18 protein-coding genes, 1 tRNA gene and 1 pseudogene are annotated in these 20,209 nt (G+C 55.2%); 10 read left to right on the plus strand and 10 right to left on the minus strand.

Annotated features, from left to right (window positions below; all coding sequences use genetic code 11):
• Positions 1–69 precede the first annotated feature (69 nt).
• Complete coding sequence (locus HFD87_RS18120) at positions 70–459, plus strand: accessory factor UbiK family protein (RefSeq protein WP_033772624.1); 390 nt, start codon at positions 70–72, stop codon at positions 457–459.
• 39 nt (positions 460–498) lie between these two features.
• On the opposite strand, the gene hldE is transcribed toward HFD87_RS18120, so the two are convergent.
• The 3 genes from hldE to HFD87_RS18135 form a co-directional block, all read right to left on the minus strand.
• Entirely contained in the window at positions 499–1,923 is a 1,425-nt protein-coding gene (gene hldE, locus HFD87_RS18125; RefSeq protein WP_167423749.1) for a bifunctional D-glycero-beta-D-manno-heptose-7-phosphate kinase/D-glycero-beta-D-manno-heptose 1-phosphate adenylyltransferase HldE, read from the minus strand.
• 70 nt (positions 1,924–1,993) lie between these two features.
• A complete protein-coding gene (glnE, locus tag HFD87_RS18130) occupies positions 1,994–4,846 on the minus strand; it encodes a bifunctional [glutamate--ammonia ligase]-adenylyl-L-tyrosine phosphorylase/[glutamate--ammonia-ligase] adenylyltransferase (RefSeq protein WP_158148987.1) in 2,853 nt (950 codons plus the stop codon).
• A 33-nt stretch (positions 4,847–4,879) separates the two neighbouring features.
• Complete coding sequence (locus HFD87_RS18135; protein ID WP_010671132.1) at positions 4,880–6,190, minus strand: inorganic triphosphatase; 1,311 nt, start codon at positions 6,188–6,190, stop codon at positions 4,880–4,882.
• A gap of 272 nt (positions 6,191–6,462) precedes the next feature.
• Here HFD87_RS18135 and HFD87_RS18140 point away from each other — a divergent pair, with 272 nt between their 5' ends.
• Positions 6,463–7,083: a TIGR04211 family SH3 domain-containing protein gene (locus tag HFD87_RS18140; RefSeq protein WP_008925741.1), complete on the plus strand. Its 621-nt coding sequence runs from the start codon at positions 6,463–6,465 to the stop codon at positions 7,081–7,083.
• Positions 7,084–7,241: 158 nt separating this feature from the next.
• Positions 7,242–8,474 carry a multifunctional CCA addition/repair protein gene (locus tag HFD87_RS18145; protein WP_010249056.1) on the plus strand — a complete coding sequence of 411 codons (1,233 nt, stop codon included), beginning with the start codon at positions 7,242–7,244 and terminating at the stop codon, positions 8,472–8,474.
• 15 nt (positions 8,475–8,489) lie between these two features.
• Here the strand turns inward: HFD87_RS18145 and bacA are convergent, their stop codons facing one another.
• Together bacA and folB are read right to left on the minus strand one after the other, a co-directional pair.
• Complete coding sequence (gene bacA, locus HFD87_RS18150) at positions 8,490–9,308, minus strand: undecaprenyl-diphosphate phosphatase (RefSeq protein ID WP_010249058.1); 819 nt, start codon at positions 9,306–9,308, stop codon at positions 8,490–8,492.
• A 191-nt stretch (positions 9,309–9,499) separates the two neighbouring features.
• Positions 9,500–9,859: a bifunctional dihydroneopterin aldolase/7,8-dihydroneopterin epimerase gene (gene folB / locus HFD87_RS18155; protein ID WP_010249061.1), complete on the minus strand. Its 360-nt coding sequence runs from the start codon at positions 9,857–9,859 to the stop codon at positions 9,500–9,502.
• A gap of 108 nt (positions 9,860–9,967) precedes the next feature.
• Between folB and plsY the strand changes: the two genes are divergently transcribed.
• Positions 9,968–10,573 carry a glycerol-3-phosphate 1-O-acyltransferase PlsY gene (gene plsY / locus HFD87_RS18160; protein ID WP_167423750.1) on the plus strand — a complete coding sequence of 202 codons (606 nt, stop codon included), beginning with the start codon at positions 9,968–9,970 and terminating at the stop codon, positions 10,571–10,573.
• A 29-nt stretch (positions 10,574–10,602) separates the two neighbouring features.
• On the opposite strand, the gene tsaD is transcribed toward plsY, so the two are convergent.
• Positions 10,603–11,616: a tRNA (adenosine(37)-N6)-threonylcarbamoyltransferase complex transferase subunit TsaD gene (gene tsaD, locus HFD87_RS18165; protein WP_022623892.1), complete on the minus strand. Its 1,014-nt coding sequence runs from the start codon at positions 11,614–11,616 to the stop codon at positions 10,603–10,605.
• Between the two features lie 278 nt (positions 11,617–11,894).
• On the opposite strand from tsaD, the gene rpsU reads away from it, so the two are divergent.
• The 3 genes from rpsU (at position 11,895) to rpoD (ending at position 16,352) form a co-directional block, all read left to right on the plus strand.
• Positions 11,895–12,110: a 30S ribosomal protein S21 gene (gene rpsU, locus HFD87_RS18170; RefSeq protein ID WP_001144069.1), complete on the plus strand. Its 216-nt coding sequence runs from the start codon at positions 11,895–11,897 to the stop codon at positions 12,108–12,110.
• A gap of 118 nt (positions 12,111–12,228) precedes the next feature.
• Positions 12,229–13,974, plus strand: coding sequence for a DNA primase (dnaG, locus tag HFD87_RS18175; RefSeq protein ID WP_033772636.1), 1,746 nt, complete (start codon positions 12,229–12,231; stop codon positions 13,972–13,974).
• A 536-nt stretch (positions 13,975–14,510) separates the two neighbouring features.
• Positions 14,511–16,352, plus strand: coding sequence for an RNA polymerase sigma factor RpoD (gene rpoD, locus HFD87_RS18180; RefSeq protein WP_010678531.1), 1,842 nt, complete (start codon positions 14,511–14,513; stop codon positions 16,350–16,352).
• 74 nt (positions 16,353–16,426) lie between these two features.
• On the opposite strand, the gene mug is transcribed toward rpoD, so the two are convergent.
• Complete coding sequence (gene mug, locus HFD87_RS18185) at positions 16,427–16,945, minus strand: G/U mismatch-specific DNA glycosylase (protein WP_010678532.1); 519 nt, start codon at positions 16,943–16,945, stop codon at positions 16,427–16,429.
• Positions 16,942–17,526: a TetR/AcrR family transcriptional regulator gene (locus tag HFD87_RS18190; protein ID WP_167423751.1), complete on the minus strand. Its 585-nt coding sequence runs from the start codon at positions 17,524–17,526 to the stop codon at positions 16,942–16,944. Before HFD87_RS18190 ends, mug begins: the two co-directional genes overlap by 4 nt.
• A 138-nt stretch (positions 17,527–17,664) precedes the next feature.
• On the opposite strand from HFD87_RS18190, the gene HFD87_RS18195 reads away from it, so the two are divergent.
• Positions 17,665–18,456: an SDR family oxidoreductase gene (locus tag HFD87_RS18195; RefSeq protein ID WP_143789733.1), complete on the plus strand. Its 792-nt coding sequence runs from the start codon at positions 17,665–17,667 to the stop codon at positions 18,454–18,456.
• A 202-nt stretch (positions 18,457–18,658) separates the two neighbouring features.
• A tRNA-Ile gene (locus tag HFD87_RS18200) sits at positions 18,659–18,734 on the plus strand.
• 193 nt (positions 18,735–18,927) lie between these two features.
• Here the strand turns inward: HFD87_RS18200 and HFD87_RS23190 are convergent.
• Positions 18,928–19,011, minus strand: a pseudogene (locus HFD87_RS23190) (STM2901 family protein); the annotation flags it as partial.
• Positions 19,012–19,402: 391 nt separating this feature from the next.
• Between HFD87_RS23190 and HFD87_RS18205 the strand changes: the two are divergent.
• Positions 19,403–19,675: a hypothetical protein gene (locus tag HFD87_RS18205; protein ID WP_238697655.1), complete on the plus strand. Its 273-nt coding sequence runs from the start codon at positions 19,403–19,405 to the stop codon at positions 19,673–19,675.
• A gap of 118 nt (positions 19,676–19,793) precedes the next feature.
• Here HFD87_RS18205 and HFD87_RS23085 read toward each other — a convergent pair whose 3' ends face one another.
• The gene (locus HFD87_RS23085; protein ID WP_216844881.1) at positions 19,794–19,949 is read right to left on the minus strand and encodes a YnfU family zinc-binding protein; all 156 of its coding nucleotides are present in this window, start codon (positions 19,947–19,949) and stop codon (positions 19,794–19,796) included.
• Between the last annotated feature and the right edge of the window lie 260 nt (positions 19,950–20,209).

A 20,209-nucleotide genomic window follows, 5' to 3' on the forward strand; every position in this document is an offset into this window, starting at 1 on the left:
GGCATTACACTTAACACTTATTACGTTGGTAAACACGCTGACACAGCTCCCCGTAACCAGGAAATCATCATGATCGACACGAAAAAAATTGAACAACTTGCCCGTCAGGTTCACGAAGCGATGCCTAAAGGTGTTCGTGAGTTTGGTGATGATGTCGAAAAGAAAATTCGTCAGGTTCTTCAGGCGCAGCTGACCCGGATGGATCTGGTCAACCGTGAGGAGTTTGATGTGCAGACGCAGGTATTACTGCGTACACGTGAGAAGCTGGCGGCGCTGGAGCAGCGTCTGGCGCAGCTGGAAAGTCAGGGGTCATCAGCCGGTACGCCGCCGACGGCAACCGCACCGGTAACGCCTGTTGCGGCGACCACACCATCAGCCGCCGTAGCGACCTCACCTGCAGCCTCGCCGTCACCGGTTGCGGACGTGGTGAAGCCTGTTGCGGACAACAAGCCAGAATAAGCCCTTAAGCGGGAGCCCGGCTCCCGCTTACGCTGCGCTTTAGCTGCCGCGGATGGTTTTGATAATGTTGGTAGTGGAGATACCATCTTCGAAGTTCAGCACCTGAACGTCGCCGCCATTTGCCCACACTTCTTTGCTGCCCGCGATATCTTCCGGCTTGTAATCTCCCCCTTTGACCAGCAGGTCAGGGAGAATACCCGCAATCAGCCGCTGCGGCGTATCCTCTTCAAATACCACCACCCAGTCGACCGCTTCCAGCGCGCCCAGCACGATCATCCGGTTTTCCTGTGGGTTCACCGGACGGCTTTCGCCTTTCAGACGTTTAGTCGACGCATCGCTGTTCACCGCGACAATCAGTCGATCGCCGAGCTTGCGGGCATTTGCCAGGTAGGAGACATGACCGGCATGCAGAATGTCGAACACGCCGTTGGTCATCACCACTTTCTCGCCTCGGCGACGGGCCATCTCAACGGCGGCTTTTAACTGCGCTTCGGTCATGATGCCGAAACCCTGTTCCGGGCGGGCATGAATCGCATTTTCCAGCTCAACGGTGCTGACGGTGGACGTACCCAGTTTACCCACCACCACACCCGCAGCCGCGTTGGCCAGGAAACAGGCTTCTTCCAGCGAATCACCGGCCGCTAATGCCGCCGCCAGCACGCCAATCACCGTATCGCCCGCACCGGTCACGTCATAGACTTCCTGTGCCTGGGTGGGCAGATGCAGAGGCGCTTTGCCCGGCTGCAGCAGCGTCATGCCATTTTCTGAACGGGTCACCAGCAGCGCGGCGAGGTCAAAATCGGCAATCAGCTGGGTGCCGCGCGCCACAATTTCCTCTTCGTTTTTGCATTTACCGACCACGGCTTCAAATTCAGAGAGGTTCGGCGTCAGCAGCGTCGCGCCACGGTAGCGCGTAAAATCGGTGCCTTTCGGGTCGATTAATACCGGTACGCCCGCTTCGCGCGCCAGAGTAATCATGGTCTGCACGCTGGAGAGCGCGCCTTTGGCGTAATCGGACAGCACCAGCGCACCCGCGGCGGCCAGTGACTCACGCATTTTCTGGTGAATCGGCTCCGGATCGACCTGATCAAAGCCCTCTTCAAAATCGAGGCGGATCAGCTGCTGATTACGGGAAAGCACGCGCAGTTTGGTAATGGTCGGATGGCTTTTGACCGCCACGAAGTCACAATGCACGTTGACGTCTTTCAGCGTGTTACTCAACACACGCGCCGCATCATCTTCGCCAGTCAGGCCAATCAGTCGCGACGCGGCACCGAGTGCTGCAATGTTCATCGCCACGTTTGCCGCGCCGCCAGGGCGCTCTTCAACCGTGTCCACTTTCACCACCGGAACCGGCGCTTCAGGGGAGATACGGCTGGTTGGGCCATACCAGTAACGATCCAACATTACATCGCCAACAACCAGCACTGAGGCTTGGCCGAACGCGGGCAGAGTCACTTTCATTCCAGACACTCCAGACTGCATTAAAAATAGTGCGCGGATGATAGCACAGTTGCGATTTGTGCTATCAGCATCACGCCAGGATAGACGCAGGCGTTATCAGCCAGCGCTGCCAGCTGCTCAGAACCGTCTGCCGCTCCGCTGCATAGGCCTCTGGCTCAACGTGGCCGGGCTGTTCCTGCAGGGCGCGATGGTGCAATGCGTCGCGCAGCGTCACATAAGCCTGCGTCAGCGCCTGTGCTTCATCGGCGGGCATTTTATGGTACTTCGCCATCAGCTCGAAAATGCGCACATTGTCAGACCAGCGCGTCAGTTCAGGCTGCTCAGCGGCGTAGCGTAAGACAAGATATTGGGCGATGAATTCAATATCGGTGATGCCGCCCGCGTCGGCTTTGATATCCCAGCGACCTTTATGTTTGTTGCTGAGGTGGGCGCGCATTTTTTCACGCATCTCACGTACTTCAGTTTGCAGCGCTTCGGCGGCACGTGGCAGCGACAGAATCGCCTGACGAATCACGCTGAAACGTTCACCCAGTGCCGCCTCGCCAAAGACGACGCGTGCCCGGACCAGCGCCTGATGCTCCCAGGTCCAGGCTTCACTGCGCTGATACTCTTCAAAGGCCTCAAAGGTACTGACCAGCATGCCCGCCGCGCCCGAAGGACGCAGGCGCGCATCCACTTCATAGAGAATGCCGGAGGAGGTGCGGGTACTGAAGAGATGCATGATGCGCTGGGCGAGGCGCAGATAGAACTGACGGCCATCGATGCTGCGCTCCCCTTCTGTCACCGCGTCTGCCGGGCAGTCATGCAGGAACACCAAATCGAGGTCAGAACTGTAACCCAGCTCCCAGCCCCCCAGTTTGCCGTAGCCCAGCACGGCAAAACCGCGTTCATGTTCATTACTCAGATGCGAAGGACGGCCGTAACGCTGCACCATCATATTCCACGCCTGGCGCACCACAGATTCGATAATCGCTTCTGCCAGCCAGGTGAGATGATCGCTGACTTTCATCACCGGCAGCGTTCCGGCGATGTCGGCGGCAGCAATACGCAGATGCTGTGCCTGCTTAAACTGCCGCACCGCTTCCAGTTGCTGCTCTTCGTCCTCGGTAGGGATGCGCAGCAGATACTGTCGCAGCTCATCGCGATAGGCATCGGTGGCGGTTGGCTGATAGAGCGTGGCGGGATCGAGCAGTTCATCCAGCAATAAGGGATGACGCGCCAGCTGGCTGGCTACCATCGGTGAGGCGGCGCACAGGCGAATTAAGTGGCGCAGCGCACCGTGATATTCGGTCAGCAGCTCCAGATAGGTGCTGCGGGTCAATACGCCGATCAGCAGCGGCGTCAGGCGGCCGAGCGTCACCGCCGCATCTTCACGCGGGCAGACTTCGCTCAGCAGACGCGGCATCAGCTGGTCCAGCGCCTGACGGCCACGCGGGCCGATGGTGCGCCGGTTGATATCCTGACGAAACGCCTCCAGCGTCTGGTGCAGCATAAGCCGCTGCTCGTCACTGAGCTGCGGCACCAGCGACGCCAGTTCGCTATCCTCCAGCTGGTCCTGCCACAGCACCTGAAACTCTGCCAGCTCACGCTGATCGCCAATCTCAGGGGTATCTTCGCCAATCAGCTCATCGAAGATAGCGCGCACCGCCGCCATCTGGCCGTCGAGCAGGGTCATCAGAGCAGGCCAGTCGGCACAATCCATCGCCCACGCCAGCCGGGCGCGATGCAGTTCATCCTCTGGCAGGGTCTGGGTCTGCTCGTCGCCCAGGCTTTGCAGCAGATTCTCCAGCCGCCGCAGGAACAGATAGGCGTCGCGTAGTGCATTGACCTGTTCCGCTGGCAGCAGGGCCAGGGTTTTGATCGCCTCCAGCGTCGGCAGCAGTGAACGCAGCTGCAACGAGCGCTCACGTCCGCCGCGAATCAGCTGGAATACCTGCACGATAAATTCGGTTTCACGGATGCCGCCCGCACCCAGTTTGATATTGTTTTTCAGCCCGCGTCGCCGCACTTCGCGGCTGATCATCCCTTTCATGTTACGCAGCGACTGGATCACGCTGAAGTCGATGTAGCGGCGGTAAACGAATGGCCGCAGCATCTGCTGCAGCTCCAGGCTCCAGCGATCGTGGTCATCACCCATCAGCCGCGCCTTGACCATGGCGTAACGCTCCCAGTCGCGTCCCTGCTCCTGGTAATAATCTTCCAGCGCGGCAAAGCTCATCACCAGCGGGCCGCTGTCGCCAAACGGGCGCAGACGCATATCCACCCGATAGACAAAACCATCCATGGTGGGTTGATCCAGCACTTTAATCAGCCGCTGTCCCATGCGGGTAAAGAACTGAGCGTTGTCGAGTTCACGCCGTCCGCCACGCGTTGTGCCGTTTTCCGGCCAGGCAAAAATCAGGTCAATATCAGAAGAAAAATTGAGTTCGCCGCCGCCCAGCTTGCCCATGCCCAGAATCAGCATCGGCTGCGCGTCGCCGTCCGCATTACAGGGCGTACCAAAATCACGACAGCAATCCTGATAAACCCAGTCACGCGCCCGGCTGATCAGCACTTCGGCTAATGCGCTGAGCTGTTGCAGGCTCTGTTCGGTTGTGGCGTGCTGCAGAGACTGCATCCAGGCGATGCGTACCAGCATACGGCGACGAAACAGCCGCAGTTCACGCATCAGGCTCGCTTCACTGTCGATGCCGCTAAGCGCCTGATTGAGCCACGCAGAGTAGTGTTGCCACTCATCAGGCTGCGGCGGCTGGTCGAGCATCGCCTGCCACCAATCGGGATGTTGTTGCAGGTTTTCCAGCACAAAATCGCTGAAAGCCAGTCCGGCAGCCTGCTCCGGGCTTAACGAAGCCAGCGGAACCCCAATCTGTCGGGCGGCCTCTTCGGCCTGGTCGCGTAGCAACGCGGGAAGTGCTGACAACATAACTCCCTCCTTGATGGCGTGACGGAATGTCCTTTAGCGGCCAGCGCCGCTGGTGAGCCAGAACGGAGGCTGTTTCAGCGCCTGCATCGCCAGCCAGGCTAACCCGGACGTCTGTTTTTCATGAATTGCCGACAGCAGCTGTTGCCACGGGTCGAGCCAGCTCACGACCGCCTCAGACGGATAGAATCCCGCCAGCAGGTGGACGGTAAGCAATTGACGCGCCAGACGGGTAGCTTTGTCCTGATACTCGTTGGGTTGTTTTACCGTGATGAACGTTTCTCTCAGATCGGCGTTGACGCGGCTCAGCATAATGTCGCTGAAGCGTTTATAGGACCCCTGCAGCTTGGCTTCCCCTTTGGCATCGATCCACTGACGCCACTGAGATTCAGCCAGCCAGTGTGTCAGCGCCAGCTGCGTCTCAACCGAGAGGGAAGATAAGCAGAAAGTGGCAGCATCCTGCTCTTCATTCACCAGCGTCTCTTCCAGCGTGGTCAGCTGCTGACGCAGCGCACTGCTGGCTTTACGCGGCACCAGCGCACCAAACAGGCTGAACGCCTGACGCAGCAGATCCAACGCTTCGCGCACCGCATCCTGGGCCGCCGCATTGCCGCGCAGCCAGACTTCTTCATGATATTGCCAGTGATGAAGTCCTGCTGACATCGCGGCCACCATGCCCTGCTCTACGGTGGCTTTGGCGCCCGCTTTCAGCAGCGGGAAAGGCTGTATCTGGCGCGGCGGATTACCCTGCGCCAGCTGATAGCCGCGGGCAGCTTTGCTCAGGCTGCCCATACGCAGACCGCCCAGCGCCACCAGCTGCTGTGCGAAGGCCAGCAGATCCTGGCGTTCGCCACGTTTCAGCTCCAGCTCGATCTCGCACAGCGGTTCGCTGAGATCGCCTGCCGTGACCTCGCCCTGATCAAACGCCACTTCAATTTCACTGTTGCCTGTGGTGATCAGCCAGATCTCGCGCTGGAAATGGGTGGTGAACAGGGGCTGCAAGCGCGGCTGCAGTGCCGCGACATCGGTGCCCTGCGGCCAGATCTCTGCCGGCAGGCGTGCAATGTCCAGAACCGGTTCGCTGAGCTCAACGTTGTATTCCGGACGCTGATGCAGTCCGCCGAGCGTCTGCCCCGCCGCTTTCAGCGTCATTTCATAACGCTGGTCTACGCCGCGGATACGCAATCCCATATCCCAGCGTCGTAGCTGGTTGTCGTCGGTTTCAAAGTAGATGTTGGTCAGCTCGCGAGCAGCCTGATGCTGATGCGGCAGAGTGGAGAGCAGTTCAGCCAGTTTCCCGGCCGCCTGTGGAGTTGCAATGAACTTTAGTTCGATTTCGATGGTCATAATTTTTTATTCACTACGCCGCTGGCACTTAAGAGGGTGTTTCCTGCATATTTCAGGCGATTATCAGCAGGTTACTCAAGCTGTCGCCTGGAGGGCAAGGGGTTATCAGGCGAAGATTAATGCACAGAAGCCGCGCTGTCTCTGCTTTCTTTGCTCTTTCGCAGACCTTTTCGCACTCTCATGAGACCAGGATAGTTCTCATTCAGATTTATGCGAGGCCTCTCCAGACTGTGCCGGTAAATTTTTAGTCAGACTAAGCCAAACGAAATCGAATGAAAAAAATTACTCTCGCTGGACTCACTTTGCTGGCCCTTAGCACCCTTGCACCTGCCCATGCCGACGAAAAACGCTATGTTTCTGATGAACTTTCAACCTGGGTTCGTAGCGGACCGGGCGATCAGTTTCGCCTGCTCGGTAAGCTGAACGCCGGGGAAGAGGTGCAGCTGTTACAGACCAACAATGACACGCATTATGGCCAGATCCGTGATTCGGAAGGCCGTACCACCTGGATTCCCCTGTCGCAGCTCAGTGCTAATCCGAGCCTGCGCACCCGGGTGCCTCAGCTTGAGCAGCAGGTGAAAGATCTGACTGCCAAACTGGATAACATCGACAACAGCTGGAACCAGCGCACGGCTGAAATGCAGAACAAAGTCGCCAGCAGCGACGGCGTTATCAACGGGCTGAAAGGCGAGAATCAGAAGCTAAAAAATGAGCTGATCGTCGCGCAGAAGAAAGTCAGCGCCGCTAACGTTCAGCTGGATGATAAGCAGCGCACCATCATCATGCAGTGGTTTATGTATGGCGGCGGCGTGCTGGGCGTCGGCCTGCTGCTGGGCCTGTTACTGCCGCACATGCTGCCGCGCCGTAAGAAAAGCGATCGCTGGATGAACTGACACCATTTAGCCGGATTTGAGCAGGGGATCGCAGGATCCCCTTTTTGGCATGTCTGCAATCCGGGGAATCTGTGCAACAATAAAATGATATGCACCGCTGATTTCAGGCGCGGGACGCGCCCGGCGTGCAGGTCATTTCTTTTTCTCTGGAGTTTTGCGTGAAGACGTTTCTTGTTGGCGGTGCGGTGCGTGATGCGCTGCTGAATCTGCCGGTTACAGACAAAGATTGGGTGGTGACAGGTTCCACGCCCGAAGCCATGCTTGAGCAGGGCTATCACCAGGTCGGTCGCGATTTTCCCGTTTTCCTGCATCCCGTCAGTCGCGAAGAGTATGCGCTGGCACGTACCGAGCGGAAAAACGGGAAAGGCTACACCGGTTTTGTCACCTGGTCCGCGCCCGACGTGACGCTGGAGCAGGACTTACAGCGCCGCGATCTGACCATCAATGCGATTGCGCAGGATGAAAACGGTGAGCTGGTCGATCCTTATAATGGCCAGCGTGATATTGCCCTGCGCCTGCTGCGTCACGTCTCTGACGCCTTCAGTGAAGATCCGCTGCGGGTACTGCGCGTTGCGCGCTTTGCGGCGCGTTTTGCCCATCTCAACTTTCGTATTGCCCCCGAAACCCAGCTGCTGATGCAGCAGATGGCCGAAAGCGGCGAGCTGTCGAATCTCACTGCTGAGCGGGTGTGGAAAGAGACGGAAAAGGCGCTGAGTTCCCGTAATCCGCAGGTCTATTTTCAGGTCCTGCGCGACTGCGGTGCATTGCAGGTGCTGTTTCCTGAGCTGGATAATCTGTTTGGTATTCCTGCGCCGATTAAGTGGCACCCGGAAATCGATACCGGCGTCCATACGCTGATGACACTGGCGATGGCCGCCGCCCTCTCCAGTGAGATCGAGGTGCGCTTCGCCACGCTGTTCCATGACGTCGGCAAGGCGCTGACGCCGCCTGAGCTGTGGCCCAGCCACCACGGTCATGGCCTGGCGGGTGTTCCCCTGGTCGAGGCGCTGTGCCAGCGACTGCGGGTACCAAACGCGATTCGCGATCTGGCGCTGATTGTGACCGAATTTCACGACGTGGTGCACACCATTGAACGGCAATCTGCCGCGTCGCTGGTAGCACTGTTTGACCGAATCGATGCCTGGCGCAAGCCACAGCGCGTTGAGCAGATGGCGCTGACCAGTGAAGCGGATGCGCGCGGGCGAGCCGGACTGGAGAGCATGCCTTATCCGCAGGGTGACTATCTGCGTCGTGCTTTTGCGCTGGCGCAGGCGGTGCCGACCAAAGCGGTGGTCGAAGCGGGATTTAAAGGTGCAGAAGTGCGGGAAGAGTTGACGCGACGACGGATTGACGCCGTCGCGCAGGGTCTGGCGATTACGCAGCCTGACTAGCAGGCTGCGTGGGCTTTACATGAAGACCATGTAAACCGCGGCTGCCACAATAAAACGGTAGATCGCGAACGAAACAAACGAGATGCGTTTGATCAGCTGAAGGAAAGCTTTAATCGCAATCAGCGCCACGATAAACGCCGTGACAAAGCCCACCGCAAACATCGGGAAATCCGCCATCGTCAGGAAGCCGATGCTCTTGTACATATCCAGTACGGTCGCACCCATCATCATTGGCACCGCCAGGATGAAGGAGAACTCCGACGCGGCATAGCGGCTCACGCCCATCAGCATGCCACCGGAGATGGTTGCACCGGAACGTGAGAAGCCCGGCCACAGCGCTAAGCACTGGAAACAGCCAATCATAAACGCCTGACGATAGGTAATATCATCGACGCCCACCGCTTTCGGCTGTTTTGGCTTAAGGTACTCAGCTGCCAGCAGCAGCACACCACCTACCACCAGGGCGTACATCACGTTGATCGGATTAAACAGCGTTTTGATCTGATCGTGCAGCACCAGACCCACGACCACCGCCGGTACCATACCCAGCAGGATATGGATCAGCGACAGACGGCCAGTGCCGACGCCTTCATGTTTGACTTCGCCAAAGTGGATGCCGATCAGGCCAAACAGACGGCGCCAGAACATCACTACTACAGCCAGAATCGATCCTAACTGGATCACAACTTCAAAGGTCTCGGCTTTTTCACCCTCAAAGCCCAGCAGGTGACCCACTATAATCATGTGCCCTGTGGAAGAGACCGGTAAAAATTCGGTCAGCCCTTCCACAACGCCCAGGATTGCAGCTACCCAAAGCTGATGAATATCTGCCATCAAATGTTTCCTCTATCCGTTTCAAAACCATTAAAAAGGCGGTAGCGCGTGGCTATCGCCTGAAATCATGCCGCTATCAGCCTGAATTAAACCTTAAGGTCTACACCATTTCGCCTGCTGTAACGAAACGGTACACGCTATGACAGACAGTAATTTGGTTTGGTTTCATTGTGATGGCAATCACATCGTATTTATTTAGGAATAGTCCCGCGCTCAATTCGCACGCCAACCTGTGCTGCCTGGGCTACAGCCCCCGGTTTGCTTACCTTTATGCGGACGCCAGGCGAATTGAAACGGTTCATCAACAGATCCGCGATTTCTTCAGCAACCCGTTCAACCAGCGCAAAACGACTGCCGGTAAGATGCGTCAGAATCGCCGAGGAGACATCCGCATAGCTGAGACAATCTTTCACATCGTCGCTGCTGGCCGCCAGACGGTTATCCCAGGCCATTTCGACATCGAGCACCAGCTTCTGCTGTATGCCCTGTTCCCAGTCGTAAACGCCAATAGTGGTGAAGACCGTGAGTTGTTCTATAAATACGATATCCATGATGAGAGTCTCTGTTTTTGGCTAAGCCGGATACCACTTCCGGCTGATTATGCGTATTATCCACGGTTAAAGAGATCAAAACGACCCTAAAGGGAACGGTACGGTGTTATGAGTGCTTTCGCGCTTGGTATGATTATTTTCGCGTATCTTTGCGGTTCGATTTCCAGTGCGATTCTGGTTTGCAAACTCGCTGGCCTGCCCGATCCGCGCACACACGGTTCCGGCAATCCGGGTGCCACCAACGTCCTGCGTCTGGGCGGTAAAACCGCAGCAGCCAGCGTATTAGTGTTTGATGTGCTGAAAGGGATGGTGCCGGTCTGGCTGGCCTATCTGATGCACGTGACTCCGCTCTATCTCGGCCTGACCGCCATTGCCGCCTGTCTGGGTCATATTTATCCGGTGTTCTTTCACTTTCGCGGTGGCAAGGGTGTGGCGACGGCATTTGGCGCGATTGCGCCGATTGGCTGGGACTTAACCGGGCTGGTCACCGGCACCTGGCTGTTAACGGTCTTACTCAGCGGCTATTCCTCGCTGGGTGCCATCGTCAGCGCGCTGATCGCGCCTTTTTATGTCTGGTGGTTCAAACCGCAGTTCACCTTCCCGGTTTCCATGCTCTCCTGTATGATCCTGCTGCGTCATCACGATAATATTCAGCGGCTGTGGCGGGGTCAGGAAGGCAAGATCTGGAAGCGCAAAAAGAAATCTCAGCCATAAAAAAAGCCGGCAAGCCGGCTTTTTTCACATCAGATGGCGGGCAGTTCCGACAGCGGCCAGCGCGGTCGCACGCTGACGCTTAACTCTCCCCGCGTTCCGCCTTTTAACCGCACCATGCCCGCATACGCGATCATCGCACCGTTATCGGTACAGAACTCCGGGCGGGCGTAGAACACTTCGCCGCCGCGCTTTTGCATCATGATCGCCATCTGCTCGCGCAGTGTGCGGTTAGCGCTGACGCCACCGGCAATCACCAGACGCTTAAAGCCGGTCTGATCCAGCGCACGCTTACATTTTATCGACAGCGTATCCACCACCGCGTCTTCAAAGGCGCGGGCGATGTCAGCACGGGTCTGAGCATCATCATCATTGGCGCGGATGGTATTAGCGGCAAAGGTTTTCAGGCCGGAGAAGCTGAAATCCAGGCCCGGACGATCGGTCATCGGACGCGGGAAGGTAAAACGTCCCGCCGTGCCCTGCTGCGCCATCTTCGACAGCATTGGTCCGCCCGGATAATCCAGCCCAAGCAGCTTGGCCGTTTTGTCGAACGCTTCACCCGCCGCATCATCGATCGATTCACCCAGCAGCGCATATTCACCAATGCCGGTGACGCTAATCAGCTGCGTATGTCCGCCCGACACCAGGAGTGCAACAAACGGAAATTCCGGCGGATTCTCTTCCAGCATCGGTGCCAGCAGATGGCCTTCCATATGGTGGACCGGCACGGCGGGGACTTTCCAGGCAAACGCCAGGGCGCGGCCAATGGTGGCACCAACCAGCAGCGCACCGACCAGTCCAGGGCCTGCCGTGTAAGCCACCGCGTCGATCTGCTGCGGCTCCAGACCGGCCTCTTTCAGCGCAGCCTGAATCAACGGCACGGTTTTACGCACGTGATCACGTGAGGCCAGTTCCGGCACCACACCGCCATAATCGGCGTGCAGTTTTACCTGGCTGTAGAGTTGGTTAGCCAGTAATCCGGCCTCGTCATCATAGATTGCGATGCCGGTTTCATCGCACGACGTTTCAATACCCAGAATTCGCATTGCATCACCTCATTCTTGCGGCGCGCAGTTTATCACAGCAATTGGATGTGCAGCGCGGGCATCCACCGTAAAAAGTCATTTTCTGTCGGCTAAAGAGTGCGCTATACTCCCGCCCCTGGAAAAACCGGCAGCCGCACAGGCAAACGCTCCTGTTGGTTTCAAATTATCCATGGTGCTTTACAAACCAACTTGAGTTGGAGTAAAATGCTGCACCATTTTGAAATGTGCTGGCGCCGCAGTCAGCAGCAAAAACCGAATTTTATCGAGGTGAGAGTTACATGCCGGTAATTAAAGTACGTGAAAACGAGCCATTTGACGTAGCACTGCGTCGCTTCAAGCGTTCATGCGAGAAAGCAGGCGTTCTGGCTGAAGTTCGTCGTCGTGAGTTCTATGAAAAACCGACTACCGAACGTAAGCGCGCTAAAGCGTCAGCAGTTAAGCGTCACGCCAAGAAACTGGCTCGCGAAAACGCACGCCGCACTCGTCTGTACTAAGTCGTTCCGGAGGTCCGCCTCCACCGCGTGATTCACGCAGACAGAGTCAAGTAAAAGGCCGTGCTTTCCGAAAGGAAGCGCGGCTTGTTGCCGTTTATGAGCTGAAAATCTGGGGCGTATGGCTGGACGAATTCCACGCGTATTTATCAACGATTTACTTGCCCGCACGGATATCGTGGATCTTATCGATGCCCGCGTTAAGCTGAAAAAGCAGGGTAAGAATTTCCATGCGTGCTGTCCTTTCCATAATGAAAAAACGCCCTCTTTCACCGTAAACGGCGAAAAGCAGTTCTATCACTGTTTCGGCTGTGGTGCACACGGCAACGCTATCGACTTTTTAATGAACTTTGATCGTCTGGAGTTTGTGGAAAGTATTGAAGAGTTAGCCACTTCCCACGGTTTAGACGTGCCTTATGAAGCAGGCAGCGGGCCCAGCCAGATGGAACGCCATCAGCGCCAGAGCCTGTATCAGCTGATGGAGAACCTGAACGGTTTTTATCAGCAGGGTCTGCAGCAATCCAGTGCGCAGCCAGCACGCGACTATCTTGATCGTCGTGGTCTGAGCGCCGAAATCATCAATCACTTCGCCATAGGTTACGCGCCAGCCGGCTGGGATAACGTTCTCAAGCGTTTTGGTAAGCAATCGGAAGATCGCGAGTCATTGATGGAAGCGGGCATGCTGGTCAGCAATGACAAAGGCCGAACTTATGACCGGTTTCGCGACCGCGTCATGTTTCCGATTCGCGATAAGCGTGGACGCGTCATAGGTTTTGGCGGACGCGTGCTGGGTAACGATACGCCGAAGTATCTGAACTCGCCGGAAACACCTATTTTCCATAAAGGCCGCCAGCTCTATGGCCTTTATGAAGCCGTTAAGAACCATCCTGAACCCGCCCGCCTGTTAGTGGTTGAGGGATACATGGACGTGGTTGCGCTGGCGCAGTACGGGATAGATTATGCCGTCGCGTCATTAGGCACCTCCACCACTGCTGAACACATTCAGTTGCTGTTTCGCAGTACCGACACCGTGATCTGCTGTTACGACGGCGACAGGGCTGGTCGTGAAGCGGCATGGCGTGCGCTTGAAACCGCATTGCCTTACATGAATGATGGTCGTCAGCTACGCTTTATGTTTTTACCCGATGGTGAAGACCCGGATACGCTGGTACGCAAAGAGGGTAAAGAGGCCTTCGAAGCGAGGATGGAGCAGGCGATGCCGCTCTCTTCGTTTTTATTTGATAGCCTGCTGCCGCAGGTGGATCTGAGCTCACGTGACGGAAAAGCGCGCCTGAGCACGCTGGCTTTACCGCTGATTACGCAGATCCCTGGTGAGACCTTACGTATTTATATGCGTCAGGAACTGGGGAATAAGCTGGGTATTCTTGACGACAATCAGCTTGAAAAGCTGATGCCGAAGCTGGCCGCAAGCGGAACGACGCCGGTAGCGCCACCGCTGAAGCGTACCACTATGCGCGTGCTGATCGCGTTGCTGATTCAGAGTCCGCAGCTGGCCACCCTGGTGCCTTCGCTTGATGGGCTGTCTGAGTCAAAAATGCCGGGTTTACCGCTATTTATTGAATTAGTGGGCCGTTGTAATGAGAATCCTGGATTGACCACCGGTCAGCTACTAGAGTTATATCGCGGAACAAATTTTAGTCAGACGCTTGAAACACTGGCGATCTGGAACCACATGATAGTAGATGAGGAAGCCGAAGCGGTGTTTCAGGACTCGCTGGCCAGCATCTACGACTCTGCTCTTGAAGAGCGCCTGGAGTTTTTGATTGCGCGTGAACGCACCCAGGGACTGAGCGCCGATGAGCGCCGGGAACTCTGGACTCTCAGTCAGGCGTTTGCCAGAAAGTAACTGTTTTCAGCACGCTGCCCGTTCTGACAGATGAAAGGGCAGATTGCCTGTTTTAGTGCCGCGGACACCCGTTTCGCTACCGTGAGTGATGCCGGTACCGAAATAGTCCGCAGTACCAAAAGTTAAAGGCCGCAGGCGTCGAAGCCAGTCTGGTCACCGCCAGCGCACAGCTTCCGCAGCGTACTGAAGTACGTGAGGAAAGCGAGCACTGCCGGGGAGCAGAATGGCAAGTAAGCCAGGCCAGCAGCACATATTTTAAAGGCCGCAGGCGTCGAAGCCAGTCTGGTCACCGCCAGCGCACAGCTTCCGGAGCGTACTGAAGTACGTGAGGAAAGCGAGCACTGCCGGGGACAAGAATGGCAAGTAAGCCAGGCCATTAGCACAGAGTTTATACAAGCGGCTTAAGTGCCGAATACTGATGGGCAAAGCCCACGCCGCGACGAAGGCAGCGGCAAGAATTAAATGCCTTTACTGCTATTGTTGGCTCGCTGCCGACCGACACCAATCTAATTTAACAGAAGTGTGGATACCGTCTTATGGAGCAAAACCCGCAGTCACAGCTCAAGCTTCTTGTCACCCGTGGTAAGGAGCAAGGCTATCTGACCTATGCTGAGGTCAATGACCATCTGCCGGAAGATATCGTCGACTCAGATCAGATCGAAGACATCATCCAGATGATTAACGACATGGGTATTCAGGTGGTTGAAGAAGCCCCGGATGCCGACGATCTGATGCTGAACGAAAACAGCTCCGATACTGACGAAGATGCCGCGGAAGCTGCCGCTCAGGTGTTATCCAGCGTTGAATCTGAAATCGGGCGTACCACTGACCCGGTCCGCATGTATATGCGCGAAATGGGTACCGTTGAACTGCTGACGCGCGAAGGCGAAATTGACATCGCTAAGCGTATTGAAGACGGTATCAACCAGGTTCAGTGTTCTGTAGCCGAATACCCTGAAGCGATTACGTATCTTCTGGATCAGTACGACAAAGTTGAAGCAGGCGAATCACGCCTCTCCGATCTGATCACCGGTTTCGTCGATCCTAACGCAGAAGAAGATATCGCCCCAACGGCAACGCACGTGGGCTCTGAACTCTCTGATGCCGATCGTAAGGACGATGAAGAAGAAGATGAGGAGGATGATGACAGCTCCGACGACGATAACTCAATCGATCCGGAACTGGCGCGCGAGAAGTTTTCTGACCTGCGTAAGCAGTATGAAACTACCCGCGCAGTGATTAAAAGCAAAGGTCGCAGTCATGCTGCCGCCGTTGCTGAAATCCAGAACCTCTCTGATGTCTTCAAGCAGTTCCGCCTGGTACCGAAGCAGTTCGATTACCTGGTAGGCAGCATGCGCACCATGATGGAACGCGTTCGTACGCAGGAACGTCTGATCATGAAGCTCTGTATTGAGCTGTGCAAAATGCCGAAGAAAAACTTTATCACGCTGTTTACCGGCAACGAAACCAATGAAACCTGGTTCAAAGCCGCACTGGCCATGAACAAGCCGTGGTCTGAAAAACTGCTGGAAGTGCAGGACGACGTGACACGTTCCCTGCAGAAACTGGCGCAGGTTGAAGAAGAGACCGGTCTGACCATTGAACAGGTCAAAGACATTAACCGTCGCATGTCGATCGGTGAAGCCAAAGCACGTCGCGCCAAGAAAGAGATGGTGGAAGCTAACCTGCGTCTGGTTATTTCGATTGCCAAGAAATATACCAACCGCGGTCTGCAGTTCCTTGACCTGATTCAGGAAGGTAATATCGGCCTGATGAAAGCGGTAGATAAGTTTGAATATCGCCGTGGTTACAAGTTCTCAACCTATGCGACCTGGTGGATCCGTCAGGCTATCACCCGCTCTATCGCCGACCAGGCGCGTACCATCCGTATTCCGGTGCATATGATTGAGACCATCAACAAGCTCAACCGTATTTCACGCCAGATGCTGCAGGAGATGGGCCGCGAACCTACGCCGGAAGAGCTGGCTGAACGTATGCTGATGCCAGAAGATAAAATCCGCAAGGTGCTGAAAATCGCTAAAGAGCCGATCTCTATGGAGACGCCGATTGGTGATGATGAAGATTCACATCTGGGCGATTTTATCGAAGACACCACGCTGGAGCTGCCGCTGGATTCTGCTACCTCAGAGAGCCTGCGTTCTGCGACCCATGACGTGCTGGCTGGCCTGACCGCGCGCGAAGCGAAAGTGCTGCGCATGCGTTTCGGTATCGATATGAACACTGACCATACGCTGGAAGAAGTGGGCAAACAGTTCGACGTTACGCGTGAGCGTATTCGTCAGATTGAAGCCAAAGCTCTGCGTAAACTGCGCCATCCGAGCCGTTCGGAAGTGCTGCGCAGCTTCCTCGACGATTAAGTCAGACAAAAACCCCGGTTCGCCGGGGTTTTTTATGCCTGCCTGTTACTGCCTCTCCCCTGCCCTGCGCAGATTCATTCGTTCCCCGCATGCAGTTCCACATAGAGCTGACGATAAGCCTCTACCATCTCGTCCAGTGATGCGCGATTAAGGCCGCTGGGATTCGGCAATACCCATACCTGCGTTTTCCCCATACATATAGGCTGTTTGCCCCATTCGACTTTGTTCTGCTTAAAAGCACGACGAAACGCATCCTTACCCAGAATCGCCAGCGCAGCCGGCTGGTAATCCAGTACCTTTTCCATCAGCCGTTTGCCGCCATCGCGCAGCTCATCAGGCGCTAACTCACTCGCCTGCACCGTGGGCCGCTCAACCAGCATGGTGATGCCGCAGCCGGTTTCCGTTAAGCGCTGCTCCTCTTCCGGCTTCAGCTGCTGCTGGGTGAATCCGGCCAGATGGATCACTTTCCAGAACCGGTTGCCGGGATGCGCAAAGTGAAACCCCTGATGGGCCGTTGACTGACCCGGATTAATGCCACAGAACAGCACATCAAGACCGGAGGTGATGATGTCGCGGATCGCGTGTTCACTCATGCCGCCACCTCCAGCGTGCGCTGCTTCAGCGCATCGCGGCTGCGTTGCAGCATCTGGCTGGCCTGCTCTGCATCCGGACAGGCTCGCGCCAGCGCCAGCGCGCCAACCATCTCTGCGAGCATGCTGGAGGCCAGCGCTTCCGCATCGGGCAGCCTCAGTTCACGCAATATATGCGCCAGACCGGCATGCATCGCGTTAAAGCCCTGTGCGAAGATCTGCCGCGTTGGCTGTGGAAGATGAGCCACTTCACTCACCAGAGCGGCTAATGGACAGCCCTGCGCCGGTGCATTGCGATGCGCCTCGGAAAGATAGCTATCAATAAAATCTGCCAGTTGCTGCGCTGGCTGGGTCATGGGCTCCGCGGGCGTTAAGGTATCGGCTTCAGCAAACATATGCTTCAGCACCTCCTGAACCAGCTCCTCGCGTGAGGTAAAATGTGCATAAAAACCGCCGTGTGTCAGACCGACCCGCTTCATTAGCGCCGCCACACCAATTCCTTCGGTGCCGGTTTCAAGCATCACGCGCGCCGCCTCATCAAGGATACGCCGCCGCGTATGCGCTTTGCTGCTCTGCTTCTCCATCTCATCTCCTGCGGTGTCTGCTACGTAGCGTCTGGCTATTATTGTAATTATTACGGTCATCATATTCCAGCTTGACGACAGATATGATGATCGTCATATTGATGGCTATTATGACGACCATCATACGAGGAAAAAGAGATGTCACAATCAGGCACAGCTTTAATTACCGGCGCATCCAGCGGTATCGGCGCGACCTATGCAAAACGACTGGCAGCACGCGGTTATGATTTGATTCTGGTCGCGCGCGATCAGGGGCGGCTCACCACCCTGGCTGACGCACTGGCAAAGCAGCACGATATTCGGGTGACGGTTATGGCGGCTGACTTAACGCACGAGCAGGATCTGCAACGCGTGGAGTCGGAACTCGCGAACAACGCACAGATTACGCTGTTGCTGAACAACGCGGGCATGGGCGTTGAGGGTGAGTTTCTGGAGGCGGACATCACACGCATTAACACCATGCTGGCGTTAAATATTCTGGCACCCACCCGTCTGGCACAGGCAGCTGGCCGGGCTTTCAAAGCGCGCGGAAATGGCATCATTATCAATATCGCCTCAGTGCTGTCGCTGGTGCACGAGATGTTCAACGGCGCTTATAACGCCACTAAGTCTTATGTACTGACTCTGACGCGTGCGATGCAGCGTGAACTCGCAGAGAGCGGCGTGCAGGTACAGGCGGTGTTGCCCGGTGCGACCCGTACGGAGATTTTCGATCGCGCAGGCCAGTCTATTAATGACATCCCGGCTGAAATGCTGATGGACGTTGATGAGATGGTGGACGCCGCGCTTGCCGGACTCGACAGCAAGGAGACGGTAACCATTCCGGCGCTGGAAGATCTGCAGATGTGGCACGACTACGATCAAGCACGTGGCACGATGGTTCCTCATCTTTCGCGGAATCAATCAGCATCACGTTATCGTCAGCGCTGAGTCAGCCATCAGCCATAACGACTGAAGTCCGGTTTCACTAAAGGCGCGGAGAAGCATAATCCGTGCCTGTTTGCGACTTCGGGATCGCGGTTCGCCAGATTTGTTATAGAAATCAGCAGGTAAATCACTGCTGCTTATTTCAGCAACCGGTGGCTGAGTGCTGGATTGCCCTGAAGAGATACTTTATAATCCCCGCTCCGCTGGCCCCTTAGCTCAGTGGTTAGAGCAGGCGACTCATAATCGCTTGGTCGCTGGTTCAAGCCCAGCAGGGGCCACCAAATTTAGTCATAAAATACATATATTTAAGCCGCTCATTGAAGCGGTTTTTTTGTATCTGAATTTCTGAGTGGCGGTAAAGTGGCGGTGCATTTTCCTCAACAGCCTTATCATGCCGCTGCTGATTGCTTTAAGCAGGTGGAACAAAACTACTAAACAAAGCAAAAAACCTCAGAAGTATGTAAAGTAACTCGTCCATGTAATAGTACGGCGTTTTTTCTGAAAACGCTGGCGAATAAGCATTCGGCTTGCGAGAGAAAGCGGGCTGGTTCCACGTGTGGTTTGTGGCTTAGTGGTCCGGTTTGCCTCATCGGTCGCGGCGGCGAGTCAGTTGATAGCTTTCAGCACTGCATTTTCAGCTTCTGGTACCGACTCAGCCGTTTCACCTCTCCTTTCCATGATTAACCTCACACTCGCTTACCCACTATTTTCCCTGTAAAAGACACCGCTAATCCTCATTCTGATAACCCGACAATACTCCGGAGTCACTTTTTAACCCTGCAGAGGGTGTATCAGATTATTTTCATAAACCCGCTATATTTACGGATATGAACAAATGCAGTCCAGACGGGCCAATTGAAATCTGCACAACGTGTGCGCTGAGGTCAGATTCACAACTCTGCAGATTAATTTATTGAACAGAAGAGTATGAATAGATTAGAGGTTTATCATGAAAAGTTCATCGAGTGCTGAACTCTGCTGCCGGGTAATTCGTGGAAGAACCATCATGCCGCTGAAGAAAGTTGCGTTGTATCAGGTCGAATTTGAAAATGGCAGATTTGCTGTGTTACGCATTAATAACCTTCTGACGCTTCAGGAAGGCGATATTATCTCAAGAGTTAATGAAGTATGGTCTGCAGGACCAGATATTATTCAACTTTCACCATTCGAATTTCTCGACCAGGGTGAATCACAGCGTTATTTCACCGAGTACGAAAGATAATGCAGAGTTATCAGCATATTGAAATTAATGTTACGAATATATTGCCTCAATAAGGGATAAGGTTAAGCAGTATGACTTGCTGCTGCCTGGTGATCACAACCTAAAAAGACGACGGACTTTATATAACATACAATGACTTACAGTGAGGGCATAAGACTGCCTGTCCTTTATTCTTTTTAGCTACAGACTGTCTGGAAAACTTTTTACACACCGGACACTGTGTATTGGTTTCGCTGCTGTGTAGCGCGTCGAAGAGAAAGCTCAACCAGGTCATGTCGTTATCCTCTGAAATGTTTCCCTCAGCGTAACACAGTGGAGGTAAATTAATTTTTTTATCTGTCGGCTGTGATGTTAAAAAGGGCTAAGGTGAGGAGAAGGCAGCCGTTTATTTTTTTAACTTTATTTTATCGCCATAAAAGAACACCAGCCGGTTAATCAGGATAGCTACGAATAACGGAAACAGGACTATAATCAATATCATCTACACCTGTTTATCACCTCCAGCCCTTCTTTTGGCTCCTTTTTTGTCATCCT

The organism is Pantoea sp. EKM21T, from assembly GCF_011800405.1.
Taxonomy (GTDB): Bacteria; Pseudomonadota; Gammaproteobacteria; order Enterobacterales; family Enterobacteriaceae; genus Pantoea; species Pantoea agglomerans.